The 17,253-nt window shown below is 42.0% G+C and carries 9 protein-coding genes and 3 rRNA genes; 10 read left to right on the plus strand and 2 right to left on the minus strand.

Annotated elements, in window-relative coordinates:
• Positions 1 to 116: 116 nt before the first annotated feature.
• Complete coding sequence (locus PS1M3_RS05720; protein ID WP_203986679.1) at positions 117 to 1,532, minus strand: sodium:alanine symporter family protein; 1,416 nt, start codon at positions 1,530 to 1,532, stop codon at positions 117 to 119.
• Positions 1,533 to 2,132: 600 nt separating this feature from the next.
• Here PS1M3_RS05720 and PS1M3_RS05725 point away from each other — a divergent pair.
• The 8 genes from PS1M3_RS05725 (at position 2,133) to ihfA (ending at position 13,345) form a co-directional block, all read left to right on the plus strand.
• Positions 2,133 to 3,668: ribosomal RNA gene (locus tag PS1M3_RS05725) — 16S ribosomal RNA — on the plus strand.
• A 296-nt stretch (positions 3,669 to 3,964) separates the two neighbouring features.
• Positions 3,965 to 6,851: ribosomal RNA gene (locus PS1M3_RS05730) — 23S ribosomal RNA — on the plus strand.
• A 145-nt stretch (positions 6,852 to 6,996) separates the two neighbouring features.
• Positions 6,997 to 7,111 (plus strand): 5S ribosomal RNA (gene rrf, locus PS1M3_RS05735).
• The 16S, 23S and 5S rRNA genes sit together here, the layout of an rRNA operon.
• Positions 7,112 to 7,811: 700 nt before the next feature.
• Entirely contained in the window at positions 7,812 to 8,867 is a 1,056-nt protein-coding gene (locus PS1M3_RS05740) for a DUF2066 domain-containing protein (protein ID WP_203986682.1), read from the plus strand.
• Positions 8,867 to 9,577: a DnaA inactivator Hda gene (hda, locus tag PS1M3_RS05745; RefSeq protein WP_008132045.1), complete on the plus strand. Its 711-nt coding sequence runs from the start codon at positions 8,867 to 8,869 to the stop codon at positions 9,575 to 9,577. Before PS1M3_RS05740 ends, hda begins: the two co-directional genes overlap by 1 nt.
• Before the next feature lie 82 nt (positions 9,578 to 9,659).
• Positions 9,660 to 10,640 carry a phenylalanine--tRNA ligase subunit alpha gene (gene pheS, locus PS1M3_RS05750; RefSeq protein ID WP_006794499.1) on the plus strand — a complete coding sequence of 327 codons (981 nt, stop codon included), beginning with the start codon at positions 9,660 to 9,662 and terminating at the stop codon, positions 10,638 to 10,640.
• A gap of 15 nt (positions 10,641 to 10,655) precedes the next feature.
• Entirely contained in the window at positions 10,656 to 13,043 is a 2,388-nt protein-coding gene (pheT, locus tag PS1M3_RS05755; protein WP_203986685.1) for a phenylalanine--tRNA ligase subunit beta, read from the plus strand.
• Positions 13,044 to 13,045: 2 nt separating this feature from the next.
• Positions 13,046 to 13,345, plus strand: a complete 300-nt coding sequence (gene ihfA, locus PS1M3_RS05760) for an integration host factor subunit alpha (protein WP_002960690.1) — start codon at positions 13,046 to 13,048, stop codon at positions 13,343 to 13,345.
• Between the two features lie 67 nt (positions 13,346 to 13,412).
• Here ihfA and PS1M3_RS05765 read toward each other — a convergent pair whose 3' ends face one another.
• Entirely contained in the window at positions 13,413 to 14,213 is an 801-nt protein-coding gene (locus PS1M3_RS05765) for a DUF2989 domain-containing protein (RefSeq protein WP_010557230.1), read from the minus strand.
• A 174-nt stretch (positions 14,214 to 14,387) separates the two neighbouring features.
• On the opposite strand from PS1M3_RS05765, the gene PS1M3_RS05770 reads away from it, so the two are divergent.
• Together PS1M3_RS05770 and PS1M3_RS05775 are read left to right on the plus strand one after the other, a co-directional pair.
• Positions 14,388 to 15,830, plus strand: a complete 1,443-nt coding sequence (locus tag PS1M3_RS05770; protein WP_006794496.1) for a glyceraldehyde-3-phosphate dehydrogenase — start codon at positions 14,388 to 14,390, stop codon at positions 15,828 to 15,830.
• A 212-nt stretch (positions 15,831 to 16,042) separates the two neighbouring features.
• Entirely contained in the window at positions 16,043 to 17,170 is a 1,128-nt protein-coding gene (locus PS1M3_RS05775; protein ID WP_010557231.1) for a M14-type cytosolic carboxypeptidase, read from the plus strand.
• Positions 17,171 to 17,253 lie beyond the last annotated feature (83 nt).

Genomic DNA, 17,253 nt, shown 5'->3' on the forward strand with positions numbered 1-17,253 from the left:
TTTTGTTCCTATACGTAGTAAATATAAAGTAGTGGTAAAAATTAATCTTAGTTTTTAATGTTGGGTAAATAAATTTTAGAACTAAAAAAGCGAGCCGGAGCTCGCTATTTTATTTTTTATTTCCAAGCTAGAGGGTCTACCTCTTTATCTAGTTTTGGATGTTTACTTTTATCAAACGAGGGGATTAGGCCTTTTTTACGTTGTTCGTTATAGTCTTTTGAAAGCCATACAACGACACCAGAAAGCATAAATAACGCGATTACATTAACAATAGCCATTAAGCCCATAGATATATCGGCTAATGTCCAAATTAATCCGAGCTCACCTACGGCCCCAAACATAACCATTCCTAAAACAATCAAGCGGAATATAAACATCCCTTTTTGGGAGTTATGTTCTAAAAACATAAGATTAGTTTCTGCATACGAGTAATTAGCAACAATAGAGGTAAAGGCAAAGAATAAAATTGCAATAGCGATAAAATAAGTGCCCCAACTACCAACATGTTCTGATAATGCTGCTTGAGTCAATTCTATACCCAATACTCCTGATTCAGGAATTAATTGCTGAGATAGAAGGATAAGTGATGCAGTCGCAGTACAAATTACAATTGTGTCAATAAAAACCCCAAGCATTTGCACATAACCCTGTGAAGCAGGGTGAGGAGGGTAAGGTGTTGCTGTTGCTGCAGCATTAGCAGCGCTACCCATACCCGCTTCGTTAGAGAACAAACCACGTTTAATCCCTTGGATCATCGCTTGTATTACACCATAACCTATAGCGCCAGCACCGGCTTGCTCTATTCCAAAAGCACTGTTAATTACTAACATGAATACATGAGGAAGTGCAGAAAAGTTAATAGCACAAACATAAAGCGCAACACATAAATAGGCCAAAGCCATAAAAGGCACAACCATTTCAGCAAATCGAGATATTGTTTTAAGGCCCCCAAATATGATGATCCCAGAGCCAATAACTAAACAAATGCCTACAATATATTTTGGGATATCAAATGCTACTTCAAAAGCGGCAGCAATTGAGTTTGACTGCACAGCATTAAATACAAGACCAAAAGCTAAAATTAAACACAATGAGAATAAAACCCCCATCCAACGCTTACCTAGGCCGGTTTGCATATAGTAAGCTGGACCACCTCTAAAATTACCTTCAGCATCTTTTGTTTTATAAGCTTGTGCAAGTGTACTTTCGGCAAAGCTTGTCGCCATACCAATTAATGCAATTAACCACATCCAAAAAATAGCTCCCGGGCCACCCAGATACAATGCAACAGCGACACCTGCCATATTCCCAGTACCGACTCGAGCTGCTAATGAAGTACAAAAAGCTTGAAAAGAAGAGATTTCGTTATTCGCACATTTTCGAGATCCAAACATGACCTTGAACATATGTGGAAATTGTACAAATTGAATAAAACCTAACTTAAAGGTGAAAAATAAACCCGCTGCTATTAATAAGTATACGAGAACGTGCCCCCACAAGAGACCACTTATACTATTTATTATATCTGCCATAAATACTACCTAAAGACATGCGTTAAAAAAGTGACCGCAACTTACCATAGGAATGGCCAAGTGTTTAGAATAAACGACCATAAAAACAGAGTTATCAACAGGTGTTTGTGGGTAACTTGTGTTTAGGGTGTGCGCTTGCTTGGGGTGTAATTTAAATCACTTTTTTAGCTAAAAAAGGCTTGCGTTAAATTCGCGGCTCCCTATAATGCGACCCCACTGAGACGGCAGAGCAGGCAACGCTTAGCGAGGCAAGCAAACCACTTAGTGAGTCGAGTAAAACTTGAGTTTAGATTTTTATAAAATTTAAAATTAAGTGTTGACAAAAACACAGGAAAGCGTAAGGTTCGCTTCCCTTGAGTCGCTAAGGCAACTCAAACGTTCTTTAACAATATAAAGCAATCATCTGTGTGGGCACTCGTACAGATTGAGTTCTAACAGCCAAGCTGCTTAGGTAGTGAGGCAAACAAATTAGAGTCTCAATTGAAACTGAGTGACCAACAGAATAATTACTTAGGTAGTTATTCAGCACAGTCAATTCAATATCGAAAGATATTAAATAAATTCAGAATTCATTGAGCTGTCGAAAGACACAAAACTTTTTAATTGAAGAGTTTGATCATGGCTCAGATTGAACGCTGGCGGCAGGCCTAACACATGCAAGTCGAGCGGTAACAGAAAGTAGCTTGCTACTTTGCTGACGAGCGGCGGACGGGTGAGTAATGCTTGGGAACATGCCTTGAGGTGGGGGACAACAGTTGGAAACGACTGCTAATACCGCATAATGTCTACGGACCAAAGGGGGCTTCGGCTCTCGCCTTTAGATTGGCCCAAGTGGGATTAGCTAGTTGGTGAGGTAATGGCTCACCAAGGCAACGATCCCTAGCTGGTTTGAGAGGATGATCAGCCACACTGGAACTGAGACACGGTCCAGACTCCTACGGGAGGCAGCAGTGGGGAATATTGCACAATGGGCGAAAGCCTGATGCAGCCATGCCGCGTGTGTGAAGAAGGCCTTCGGGTTGTAAAGCACTTTCAGTCAGGAGGAAAGGGTGTGAGTTAATACCTCACATCTGTGACGTTACTGACAGAAGAAGCACCGGCTAACTCCGTGCCAGCAGCCGCGGTAATACGGAGGGTGCGAGCGTTAATCGGAATTACTGGGCGTAAAGCGTACGCAGGCGGTTTGTTAAGCGAGATGTGAAAGCCCCGGGCTCAACCTGGGAACTGCATTTCGAACTGGCAAACTAGAGTGTGATAGAGGGTGGTAGAATTTCAGGTGTAGCGGTGAAATGCGTAGAGATCTGAAGGAATACCGATGGCGAAGGCAGCCACCTGGGTCAACACTGACGCTCATGTACGAAAGCGTGGGGAGCAAACGGGATTAGATACCCCGGTAGTCCACGCCGTAAACGATGTCTACTAGAAGCTCGGAACCTCGGTTCTGTTTTTCAAAGCTAACGCATTAAGTAGACCGCCTGGGGAGTACGGCCGCAAGGTTAAAACTCAAATGAATTGACGGGGGCCCGCACAAGCGGTGGAGCATGTGGTTTAATTCGATGCAACGCGAAGAACCTTACCTACACTTGACATACAGAGAACTTTCTAGAGATAGATTGGTGCCTTCGGGAACTCTGATACAGGTGCTGCATGGCTGTCGTCAGCTCGTGTTGTGAGATGTTGGGTTAAGTCCCGCAACGAGCGCAACCCCTATCCTTAGTTGCTAGCAGGTAATGCTGAGAACTCTAAGGAGACTGCCGGTGATAAACCGGAGGAAGGTGGGGACGACGTCAAGTCATCATGGCCCTTACGTGTAGGGCTACACACGTGCTACAATGGCGCATACAGAGTGCTGCGAACCTGCGAAGGTAAGCGAATCACTTAAAGTGCGTCGTAGTCCGGATTGGAGTCTGCAACTCGACTCCATGAAGTCGGAATCGCTAGTAATCGCGTATCAGAATGACGCGGTGAATACGTTCCCGGGCCTTGTACACACCGCCCGTCACACCATGGGAGTGGGTTGCTCCAGAAGTAGATAGTCTAACCCTCGGGAGGACGTTTACCACGGAGTGATTCATGACTGGGGTGAAGTCGTAACAAGGTAGCCCTAGGGGAACCTGGGGCTGGATCACCTCCTTATACGATTTAGAACTTATTTGTTCGTAGTGTCCACACAGATGATTGTTAGTTAGTTAAGCCACTGGCTTAGTTAATTAATATGCTCTTTAAAAATTTGGAAAAGCTGATAATAAAATTCGTATGAATAACATTGTTATTTGTACAGAGTTTTCAAAAGTAAAAAAGAATGATAGCAGTATCATTCAGTGCCATTTAATCACTCTTATGAGTCGATTGATTGGTATCTACTTTAGTATTCAATATTAACTTCTGGCGAAGTTAAACTGTCACAAAACAAAGACCCGTTTGGGTTGTATGGTTAAGTGACTAAGCGTACACGGTGGATGCCTTGGCAGTTGGAGGCGATGAAGGACGTATTAACTTGCGATAAGCCTAGTCAAGCTAGTAAAAAGCACTTGAGACTAGGATTTCCGAATGGGGAAACCCACCTGCTTGCAGGTATCGTTAACTGAATACATAGGTTAACGAGGCGAACGCGGAGAACTGAAACATCTAAGTACCCGTAGGAAAAGAAATCAACCGAGATTCCGAAAGTAGCGGCGAGCGAAATCGGAACAGCCCTTAAGCTTATTATGTGTTAATGGAAGGCTCTGGAAAGTGCCACGATACAGGGTGATAGTCCCGTACATGAAAAGACATTTTAAGTGAAATCGAGTAGGTCGGAGCACGTGAAACTTTGACTGAATATAGGTGGACCATCATCTAAGGCTAAATACTCCCAACTGACCGATAGTGAACCAGTACCGTGAGGGAAAGGCGAAAAGAACCCCTGTGAGGGGAGTGAAATAGAACCTGAAACCGTGTACGTACAAGCAGTAGGAGCAGACTTGTTCTGTGACTGCGTACCTTTTGTATAATGGGTCAGCGACTTATATTTTGTAGCGAGGTTAACCGATTAGGGTAGCCGTAGGGAAACCGAGTCTTAACTGGGCGAATAGTTGCAAGGTATAGACCCGAAACCCGGTGATCTAGCCATGGGCAGGTTGAAGGTTGAGTAACATCAACTGGAGGACCGAACCCACTAACGTTGAAAAGTTAGGGGATGACCTGTGGCTAGGAGTGAAAGGCTAATCAAACCGGGAGATAGCTGGTTCTCCCCGAAATCTATTTAGGTAGAGCCTCGGACGAATACTTACGGGGGTAGAGCACTGTTAAGGCTAGGGGGTCATCCCGACTTACCAACCCTTTGCAAACTCCGAATACCGTAAAGTAATATCCGGGAGACACACGGCGGGTGCTAACGTCCGTCGTGAAGAGGGAAACAACCCAGACCGCCAGCTAAGGTCCCAAAGTCATAGTTAAGTGGGAAACGATGTGGAAAGGCCCAGACAGCCAGGAGGTTGGCTTAGAAGCAGCCATCCTTTAAAGAAAGCGTAATAGCTCACTGGTCGAGTCGGTCTGCGCGGAAGATGTAACGGGGCTAAACTATGCACCGAAGCTGCGGATTCATACTTTGTATGAGTGGTAGGGGAGCGTTCTGTAAGCGGTTGAAGGTGTACCGGGAGGTATGCTGGACGTATCAGAAGTGCGAATGCTGACATGAGTAACGATAATGCGGGTGAAAAACCCGCACGCCGGAAGACCAAGGGTTCCTATCCCATGTTAATCAGGGTAGGGTAAGTCGACCCCTAAGGCGAGGCCGAAAGGCGTAGTCGATGGGAAACGGATTAATATTTCCGTACTTGGTATAATTGCGATGGGGGGACGGAGAAGGCTAAGCAAGCATGGCGATGGTTGTCCATGTGAAAGTGAGTAGGGCGTTTGTTTAGGTAAATCCGGACGAACATTAAACCTGAGACACGAGACGAGCTACTACGGTAGTGAAGTTGCTGATGCCATACTTCCAGGAAAAGCCTCTAAGCTTCAGATTATACCGAATCGTACCCCAAACCGACACAGGTGGTCAGGTAGAGAATACTAAGGCGCTTGAGAGAACTCGGGTGAAGGAACTAGGCAAAATCGTACCGTAACTTCGGGAGAAGGTACGCTCCTATCTGTGATGAGACTTGCTCTCTAAGCGGACGGGAGCCGCAGTGACCAGGTGGCTGGGACTGTTTATTAAAAACACAGCACTGTGCAAAATCGCAAGATGACGTATACGGTGTGACACCTGCCCGGTGCCGGAAGGTTAATTGATGGGGTTATCTTCGGAGAAGCTCTTGATCGAAGCCCCGGTAAACGGCGGCCGTAACTATAACGGTCCTAAGGTAGCGAAATTCCTTGTCGGGTAAGTTCCGACCTGCACGAATGGTGTAACCATGGCCACGCTGTCTCCACCCGAGACTCAGTGAAATTGAAATCGCAGTGAAGATGCTGTGTACCCGCGGCTAGACGGAAAGACCCCGTGAACCTTTACTACAGCTTGGCACTGAACATTGAACCTACATGTGTAGGATAGGTGGGAGACTTTGAAGATGAGACGCTAGTCTTGTTGGAGTCGTCCTTGAAATACCACCCTTGTAGTTTTGATGTTCTAACGTTGGCCCCTGAATCGGGGTTACGGACAGTGCCTGGTGGGTAGTTTGACTGGGGCGGTCTCCTCCCAAAGAGTAACGGAGGAGCACGAAGGTTGGCTAAGTACGGTCGGACATCGTACGGTTAGTGTAATGGTAGAAGCCAGCTTAACTGCGAGACAGACACGTCGAGCAGGTACGAAAGTAGGTCATAGTGATCCGGTGGTTCTGAATGGAAGGGCCATCGCTCAACGGATAAAAGGTACTCCGGGGATAACAGGCTGATACCGCCCAAGAGTTCATATCGACGGCGGTGTTTGGCACCTCGATGTCGGCTCATCACATCCTGGGGCTGAAGTCGGTCCCAAGGGTATGGCTGTTCGCCATTTAAAGTGGTACGCGAGCTGGGTTTAGAACGTCGTGAGACAGTTCGGTCCCTATCTGCCGTGGGCGTTTGAGAATTGAGAGGGGTTGCTCCTAGTACGAGAGGACCGGAGTGAACGAACCGCTGGTGTTCGGGTTGTCATGCCAATGGCATTGCCCGGTAGCTACGTTCGGAACTGATAAGCGCTGAAAGCATCTAAGCGCGAAGCAGGCCTCGAGATGAGTTCTCACTAGACTTTTAAAGTCTCTGAAGGGCCGTTGAAGACTACAACGTTGATAGGCAAGATGTGGAAGTGGTGTGAGCCATTAAGCTAACTTGTACTAATTACCCGTGAGGCTTAACCATACAACGCCAAACGCGTTTTGTGTGACAGTTAAGACAGAAGTTAATAACTAAAGTAGATATTACTGACAGAAAGACTTAAAAAATATTATCAGATATTTTCCAAATTCAGTTAGTGCGTAGAGATACGGATTAACGCCCAAATTTGCTTGGTGACAATAGCGTTTTGGACCCACCTGATTCCATGCCGAACTCAGTAGTGAAACGAAACAGCGCCGATGATAGTGTAGCATTTGCTATGTGAAAGTAGGACATTACCAGGCTTCAAATTGTAGAAAGCCGCTTTAGAAATGAAGCGGCTTTTTTACGTCTGCAGAAAAGTAATCTTCAGCATTCTCTTCTCTAAAGCGTCGCGTCTCTTAAGCAAAGCGCCTCTTTGTGAACAGTGTTTTGGCTATTAAATACACTGACCTATGATAGGTAACATTTCACTGTGACTCTCTACCGCTGTGGGCACCACGACATTAACAGGCTTCAAATTGTACAAAGCCCGACTAGCAATAGTCGGGCTTTTTTACGTCTGTAGAAAAGTGATTTAGCAAAAAGCCAAGACCCCATGCCGAACTCAGTAGCGGTCGTTCTTTCACAGCCTGTGCTCCCGGCATTTGTATTCCTATAAATCATGCAAAACTGCGCGAAAGCAAGCCCTTCAAACGCTGACACGATTCAACAGCTTCCTGTTTCCCTTAGCAGTAGCGAATAAAAGCTAATATATTTTTAGAACTTAATACAGTTGTTTTGGCATTACTTTGAAGAGAATATGTCTTTTTAGAAGGTTTGGCTTTAGTTGCTCTCTTTTTGGCTGAGTGAATTTGTTTATAAATCTAGAGTTTTAATTAAATCAACATTGTATGAGAGGCTAAATCTATAAGTATCAATATATCACAGTAACAAATATAATTTTGCTTTGTTACTTGCTTTGATTTAGGATCAAATCAGTTTAAAACCAAGAACTAACATACAGTGTATAGATTATTAATAAGCATAATATCCATTTTAATTTGTTTTTCTGTTTCAGCAGTTGAAGTCACTGATCTATATCAAGATATTCTAAAAGTTGATGATAAATCAAGAGATAGTAGATTAGCGGCAAGCCGTAAAGCTTTACTTAATGTTTTGGTAAAAGTAAGTGGTGATGAAACGGCGGATCAAAATCGATTAGCTCAACAGCGCACTAAAGATATCTCCGATTACATGCTTAAATTTGAATACGATGAGCGTGCTGAAGGTCAGTTAAAATTAATTGTTAAATTTGAAGCACGTAAAATTAATGCGCTTATAAAAGAATTAAGTCTACCTCTATGGGGTTCACAGCGTCCTTTAGTCGCTATTTGGCTAGGTATTGAAGATAATTGGCGAAGAGAGTTAGTAACACAAGAGAGCTATCCGCAGCTTGAACAATTAATTTACGATAATGCTCGAAGACGTGGCTTACCTGTTGTTGTGCCATTACTGGATTTACAAGACAGACGTTTAGTAGGAATACCCGAGGTGTGGGGTAATTTCTCAGGACCTATAGAAGAGGCGTCTCAGCGGTATAGTGCTGAAAGAAGTATTACTGCCAAAATGTACAAAGACAATAACAGTAATAACTGGGTTTTAGATTGGCGATTTACAAATGATGATTTGTTTGATGAAAATCGTTTAGTTGGTGATAAACAACAAATTGTTAGTCAAATGATAGATACACTAGCTAGAGGGTTAGCAAGTGAATATGCAATTGATCCCAATGCATACTACGAGCAAGCTTCAGCTATTTTAACTTTAAAAGGGGCCGAAAATTTTGTAGATGTCGAACTAGCTAAGAGACGTTTACAGAGTTTAAGTGTTGTTACACAGGTTACGATTGCTCGAAAAACGACTGAGTTTGTTGAATACAAATTGAATCATACAGGCGATGTTACAGATTTAAAAAAAGCGCTAGGTCTTGATTCTGCTTTTAAAGATTACGTTGATCCACGCGCTTTTTATCATGTTGTTGACAAAAACAGCCTTGAATATCAATGGATAAAACCATAGTGCTAAGTCATGAACCAATGCAAATGGCGTTGCCTGTTACTTTGCCAGATGACGAGACGTTTGCATCGTACTTTGGTGGTGAGGACTCATTAGAAGTTAACCATCTAAAAGCGAGCTTTTCTGAGTTGGCAAATTCATTTCAATATACTTACTTGTGTGGATTGGGTGATTCGGGTAAGTCTCACTTGTTATACGCGACGTGCATAAAAGCGCAAGAACGTGGCCTTTCTAACATGTTACTTTCTATGCGAGAGGTTATCAATTTTGGCCCTATGGTCCTCGATGGACTGGAAGCGCTTGATGTATTGTGTATAGACGATGTCCACTTAGTTGCAGGGAACGATGCCTGGGAAAAGGCACTATTTAATTTTTTTAATCGCTTTAACGAACCCGGTAAAATGCTAGTTGTAACAGCAGACCTGTTACCAAATATGTTAAATATCTCACTTCCTGATTTAGAATCTCGTTTGACTTGGGGAACCACCTTTCAAATACGTTCAATGAGTGATGATGATAAAGCGCAGGCGCTTGTTAAGCGGGCACACATGCGTGGGCTTGAGTTAAGCGATGAATGTGCACGCTTTTTACTAACGCGTCTAAGTCGAGATATGCGTGCTTTACTCGATGTATTAGACAAATTAGATCATGCATCTATGGCCGCACAGCGAAAATTAACAATTCCCTTTATAAAATCAACGTTAAAGCTCTAGTAGGTCTAGAATCTAGACCCCGCTTTCAGTTATCATTAGTCAATTAAATTGTAATCACCTTCTGTGAAAGATCAGGTATCGAATGAACTTAGAAAATATATTAGCGCAAGCACTTGAGGCGGTAGCCAGTGCCAGTGAAATCGCGCAACTAGAAGAGATCAGGGTTAACTACCTTGGTAAAAAAGGCGAAATCACTAGCTTACTTAAAACACTGGGTAAAATTGCTCCTGAAGAACGCAAAGAAGCAGGCCAGGTAATTAATCAGGCTAAGCAAGATGTACAAGCTGCAATTAACGACAAACGTGAGCTTTTAGCAAGCAAGGCACTAGAAGAAAAGCTAGCCGCTGAAACAATTGACGTTACTTTACCTGGGCGTGTGATGCCTACAGGTGGATTACACCCAGTAACACGGACAATTGAGCGTATTGAAAGCTTTTTTGGTGAATTAGGTTTCGAGGTGAAATCAGGTCCTGAGATTGAAGATGATTTTCATAACTTTGATGCTTTAAATATCCCTGAACATCACCCTGCGCGTGCTGATCATGATACCTTTTATTTCAATCCTAAATTAGTATTGCGTACACAAACAAGTGGCGTGCAAATTCGTACTATGGAAACGGAACAGCCACCTCTACGAATCATCTCACCTGGGCGTGTGTATCGTAACGATTACGATCAGACACATACACCTATGTTCCATCAGGTAGAAGGGTTAATGGTTGATACCGATGTAAGTTTTACTGAGCTTAAAGGTATATTACATGACTTTTTGCGTAACTTTTTTGAAGAAGATATGGAAATTCGTTTCCGTCCATCATTTTTCCCATTTACAGAACCTTCAGCTGAAGTAGATGTGATGGGCAAAGACGGCAAATGGTTAGAGGTACTAGGCTGTGGCATGGTACATCCAAACGTTCTTAAGTCTGTAGGTATTGATCCAGAAAAATACACTGGTTTTGCATTCGGCATGGGTGTAGAGCGCTTAACTATGCTGCGCTACGGCGTAAACGACTTACGTGCATTTTTTGAAAATGACTTAAAATTCCTAAACCAGTTCCGTTAAGAGTGAAGCAATAAAATGAAATTTAGTGAAAAGTGGTTAAGAGAGTGGGTTAATCCTGCTATTGATACGCAAGCTCTGTCGGAACAGCTTTCTATGGCTGGCCTTGAAGTTGACGGCGTTGAGCCAGCTGCAGCCAAATTTAATGGTGTGTTAGTAGGCGAAGTTGTTGAATGTGGTCAACATCCTGATGCGGATAAACTTCGCGTTACTAAAATTAACGTAGGTGGCGATGAGCTGCTTGATATCGTTTGTGGTGCGCCAAACTGTCGTGAAGGAATTAAAGTCGCGGTTGCAACCGTTGGTGCAGTATTACCTGGCGATTTCAAAATTAAAAAAGCAAAACTTCGCGGTCAGCCTTCACACGGTATGTTATGTGCATTTGATGAGCTAGGCATTAGCGAAGAAGGTGAGGGCATCATGGAGTTACCGAGTGATGCACCCATTGGCGCGGATTTACGTGACTATTTAAGCCTTGACGACAACATTATTGATGTTGATTTAACACCAAACCGTGGTGATTGCCTTGGTATTAAAGGTCTTGCCCGTGAAGTAGGCGTTTTAAACAGCATTGATGTAAACGTATTAGAAATCCCTGCTGTTGCTCCAACAATTGACGACAAAGTATCAATTGAGCTAGTGAACGAAGATGCATGTCCTCGTTACTTAGGTCGTGTAATAAAAGGTATAAATCTTGATGCAGAAACACCGTTATGGATGGTTGAAAAATTACGTCGTAGTGGCGTTCGTTCAATCGATCCGGTTGTTGATGTAACTAACTATGTATTACTCGAACTTGGCCACCCTATGCATGCATTTGATTTAAGTGCAATTGAAGGTGGCATTAAAGTACGTAGTGCAAATGCAGATGAAGAACTAGTACTGCTTGATGGTAATACAGCTAAATTAAACGAGTCTACACTCGTTATAGCAGATAATGATAAAGCACTTGCCATTGCTGGTATTTTTGGTGGTGAGCAATCAGGTGTTACTGAAAAAACAACAGACATACTGCTCGAAAGTGCGTTCTTTAATCCGGTAGCAATTGCAGGTCAAGCACGTAGTTACGGCCTACATACTGATGCATCACATCGTTATGAACGTGGTGTAGACTTTGCTCTACAACACGATGCAATGCAGCGTGCTACAGCGCTACTTCTTGAAATTGTGGGCGGTCAAGCAGGCCCTGTAGTAGAAGCCGTGGCGGCTGATAAGTTACCTAAGGTGACTGAAGTTCGATTGCGTCGTTCACGTTTAGACCGCGTAATAGGTCATCACATTGATGATGCTAAAGTAACTGATATTCTGACTCGCTTAGGTCTTGATGTTAAAGTAGAAAATGAGAGCTGGAGTGCAGACATACCTAGTTACCGTTTTGATATTCGCATTGAAGAAGATTTGATAGAAGAAGTTGCACGCGTTTACGGTTACAACAGTATTCCAAATGTGGCACCAACTGCAAAACTTAAGATGACCACTCATAACGAAGCGAGCATTGCACTAAGCAAATTCCGCAATACGTTAGTAACACGTGGTTACCAAGAAGCGATTACATACAGCTTTGTTGACCCTAAGGCACAAGCTATTTTGCATCCTCAAAGTGACGCACTTGTTCTACCGCATCCTATTTCAATTGAAATGTCAGCAATGCGTGTTAGCTTAATGCCGGGTCTATTGGCGTCTGTTGCATACAACCAAAATCGTCAACAACCACGTATTCGTTTATTTGAGCATGGTCTTAAATTTATAAGCGATGAAAATGCAGAAAATGGTGTATACCAAGTGCCTGTTATTGGTGGCGTTATTACTGGTTTGGTTCATGGCGAACATTGGGTTGAAGAAAAGCGCAATGTCGACTTTTATGACTTAAAAGGGGATGTTGAGGCATTACTTGCGATCACTAACGATGTAAGTCGCTTTGAAATTAAAGCAGAGCAGTCAGATGGACTTCATCCGGGCCAGTCAGCTGTTATTTATGTTGATGGTAAAAAGGTTGGTTTTTTTGGTGCATTACATCCTCAAGCGCAAAAGTCGTTAGATATCAATAACGCAACTTTTGTATTTGAAATTGAAATGTCAGCAATTGAAAAAAGAAATTTACCACAAGCAGAAAGCGTGTCTAAATTTCCTTCAAACCGTCGCGACATCGCGATTTTAGTGGCCGACAGCGTTAAATCTGGTGATATTTTAAACGCTATAGAAAAAGTTGGCGGAAATCAATTGGTTGACCTAAACTTATTCGATGTGTATAAGGGCAAAGGTATTGAGCCAAATTATAAGAGTTTGGCGATTGCTCTAACACTGCAAGCGGTTGATAGAACACTCGAAGAGAAAGATATCAATCTAGTAGTTGATAACGTGGTGGCCGAATTGGCCGAAAAGTTTAATGCATCGTTGAGGGACTAGATATGGCGCTTACTAAAGCCGACATAGCTGAACACCTATTTGAAAAGCTCGGGATCAATAAAAAAGATGCCAAAGATTTAGTTGAAGCGTTTTTTGAAGAAATCCGCTCAGCGCTAGAAAAAGGAGAGCAGGTTAAGCTTTCTGGATTTGGTAACTTTGATCTTCGAGACAAAAAAGAAAGACCAGGGCGTAATCCGAAAACAGGCGAAGACATTCCTATTTCGGCGCGTCGTGTTGTCACCTTTAGACCGGGTCAAAAATTAAAGACTCGTGTTGAAGTGGGCACCAGCAAAGCAAAATAAAAAAAGGCAGCGAAAGCTGCCTTTTTATTTATTCCTCGCTTAACTCTGCTTAAGCGGGGTTTATTATCTAAAATTCTCTAGGTGATACAAATTCACCCTCTAATACTTGTTGATAGGTTTGCTCGGCAAGTGAATCAAGTCCAGATAAGTTTTTACCAGTACTTAAGAGTTCCTGCTCTATTTCAAATAGATCTATATTTTCGATTCCCGACATTTGCGCTACTTTTGAAAATATATATGCATGTTTAAATTTATCATGTTTATAAAACAGGCTGATAAGTGATGTGTACACCTCAGGATTGGGTATGCGCCCTTTTTGATTTAACTCTAGCGTTTTATAGAGCAAATCAATCGTTTTTTCGTCATCAAACTTAATGTAATACGACGCTAAAAAAAACTGCATTTCAGCACTTTGTGTAACACTCGGATCGTCTTCTATAGCCAATAGCTTATTTAATGCACCTTGATTATTGTTTCTGGACCAATGGTAATAAAGTAAACCGGGGTGATTTGTATCAATAGTGTCTTGATAAAGGCGCGTCATTTCTTTAATGCTAGTGAGTTGTCCATCTATGCGAGACGTCTTCTTAGCTTTGAGCTTTATGTGCTCAATTTTAGCCGCCAGTGTTATACATTGGTTGTATGTTTCAAATTCTTTTAATAATTGATATTTATTTTCATCCGTTGGCTCTTTGTATTCACTGTAACGCTTTAAGATAACTTCAGCACGCTCGTCTTTACAATGGCTGTCTTTGTTTAAATCAGAACAAAAGCCGGGTGTTTCCTTACAAACTTTTGCTAGCGTCACAGGTTCTTCACAACCCGCTAATGTTAGTAATCCAAGTAGTAAACTTGCTCTTTTTAGCATTCCTAAACCCCAAATAAATATCTACGCAGCCATTCTAGCGCAATCATTTAACGCCTAACAGTAGAGAATAACTTCAGATTAAATTAGAATAGCCTTGCCTGAAGTGCATTACTCTCAAAATATAGTGCACTTTTAAAGGCTATCCGTTCAAAATGATAAACTTAGGTAAATAAAATGACCTCATCTCACGAGTTAGAATACACAAATAGTTGGCAAGAGCGCCAAGATTACGCTGAAAGCATGCAACCTATCATTGGTAAACTTTACCGTAATCGTGGTATTGAAATTGCCGTATATGGTCGTCCTCTCGTAAATGCCAGCACTATTGAAATTATTAAATCTCACAAAACTGTTGCACAATTTGAAGGCACAAAATTACGTTTACGTGAAAGCTTCCCGTTTTTAGAAGCAATCAGTAAAATGGAATTAAACTCTGCTCGCATTGATATTGGTAAGTTAGCATACAGCTATTTATACAGCGACGTTGCTAATGGCCGTTCAGTTGAAGAGTTCGTTAAAGATGAATTAGCAGAAATAGCCGATTCAACAGTGAAAGAACCTCGCGATGTAGTTCTTTATGGTTTTGGTCGTATTGGTCGTTTGCTTGCTCGCTTATTAATTGAAAAATCGGGTCCTTACGCCGATTTACGTCTACGTGCAATCGTTGTGCGTGGTGGTAAAGAAGGTGACCTTGAAAAGCGCGCTAGTTTATTACGTCGCGATTCAATTCATGGTCCATTTAATGGTTCAATCACCATTGATAAAGAGCGCAACGCGATTAAAGCGAACGGCAGTTACATTCAGGTTATTTATGCAAATTCACCTAGTGAAATTGATTACACCCAATACGGTATCGATAATGCGTTAATTGTTGATAACACAGGTATTTGGAAAGATGAAGCAGGCCTTGGTCAGCATTTAGAGTGTAAAGGTGCAGCTAAAGTATTATTAACAGCACCGGCTAAAGGCAATATTAAAAACATCGTATATGGTGTAAATAACCAAGATATTTTATCTGAAGATAAAATTGTCTGTGCAGCAAGTTGTACAACAAATGCAATCACACCAACATTAAAAGCGTTAAACGATAAGTTTGGTATTAATAATGGTCACGTTGAAACCGTTCACTCATACACAAACGATCAAAACCTAATTGATAACTATCACAAAGCCGAACGTCGTGGTCGTGCCGCAGCGCTTAACATGGTAATAACTGAAACAGGCGCAGCTAAAGCTGTATCTAAAGCATTGCCAGAGCTTGAAGGTAAGTTAACAGGTAACGCTATTCGTGTTCCTACACCTAACGTATCGCTTGCTATTTTAAACTTAAACTTAGCAACTAATACATCAGTTGAAGAACTAAATGCATTTTTACGCGATACAGCGCTTCACTCAGATTTACGTGACCAAATTGATTACACTGCATCAACAGAAATAGTGTCTACCGATTTAGTAGGCAGCCGTTATGCAGGTGTTGTTGACTCACAAGCGACAATTGTTGACGATAATCGTATTGTATTATACGTATGGTACGATAATGAATTTGGCTATAGCTGCCAAGTAGTACGTTGTATGCGAGATATGGCTGAAGTGTCATTCCCAAGCTTACCACGCTAATGTATATGTAGTATTTAAAAGCCAGCGTTTAGCTGGCTTTTTTAATGTGCAATCATTTTTAAAGTGTATGCCTTGTGCTACGCTTTGCTTATTCCAATACAGTGCGTGTTAGAGTTATAAAATACACTGTATTTACTGCGAGTAGTATTATTCGTGGTGTTAGTTCTGCGAGTTAAAATGCAGATGAGCTTATTCAAATTAAAGGTTTTTTCATGAAAATCAGTAGTAATTTCGACAGTGGTAATATCAAGGTAATTGATGTAACCGATCCGCTTAATATTCAATTAGAGATTAATAACGACCACAACTCTGAATTTTATCAGTGGTTTCACTTTCGATTAGAAACAACGCCTTACCAATTACATAAGCTTAATATTAATCAGCTTGAAAAATCAGCATACCCAGATGGGTGGGAAGGCTATCAAGCAGTCGCATCTTACGATCGCCAAACATGGTTTCGTGTTCCATCAAACTATGAAAATGGCACGCTAAGTTTTGAAATAGAGCCAGAGTGCGGCAGTGTTTATTTTGCTTACTTCGCACCATATAGCTATGACCGCCATTTAGATTTATTGTCGTGGGCGCAAACGCAAGGTGCTTGCCAACTTCAAACATTGGGTGAAACACTTGATGGGCGCGATATGAGCGTATTAAAAATTGGCGAGCCAAGCGAAGATAAAAAAGTAATTTGGGTAACAGCACGCCAGCATCCAGGTGAAACTATGGCAGAGTGGTTTGTAGAGGGATTACTCCATAAGTTACTTGATGATGAAGACCCACATGCTGCCGCATTGTTATCAAAGGCTGTATTTTACATCGTGCCAAATATGAACCCAGATGGCAGTGTACGTGGTCATTTACGTACTAATGCTAAAGGTGTTAACTTAAATCGCGAATGGCAAACACCTAGTATGGAAAATAGCCCTGAAGTGTATTTAGTCCTCAATAAAATGCGCGAAACAGGCTTAGATATGCACCTTGATATTCATGGTGATGAAGCCATTCCTTATAACTTTGTTGCTGGCAGCGAAGGTATTCCAAGTTACGATGAGCGACTTAAAAATTTAGAAGACAGCTTTAAAGCGGCGTTATTAACAATAACACCGGAGTTTCAAGACGAACACGGTTACCCGAAAGATGAGCCAGGCCAAGCTCTATTAACCGTTGCATCGTCGGCAACGGCTGAAGAGTTTAAAGCGCTTACATACACGATTGAAATGCCATTTAAAGACAATAACGATTTACCAGATCCTGACTATGGCTGGTCAGATCGTCGCTCGTATCAGTTTGGTCAAGACACGTTAGCAGCCATTGTTAATGTGGTTGATACGCTAAGATAGAGTACTGATAAAAGGCATCAATTATTGATGCCTTTTTTATACACAAATTTAAAATTAGTTAATATATAAAATCGTTTTATAAA

It is taken from the genome of Pseudoalteromonas sp. PS1M3 (assembly GCF_016865405.1).
In the GTDB taxonomy this organism is placed as follows: Bacteria; Pseudomonadota; Gammaproteobacteria; order Enterobacterales; family Alteromonadaceae; genus Pseudoalteromonas; species Pseudoalteromonas marina.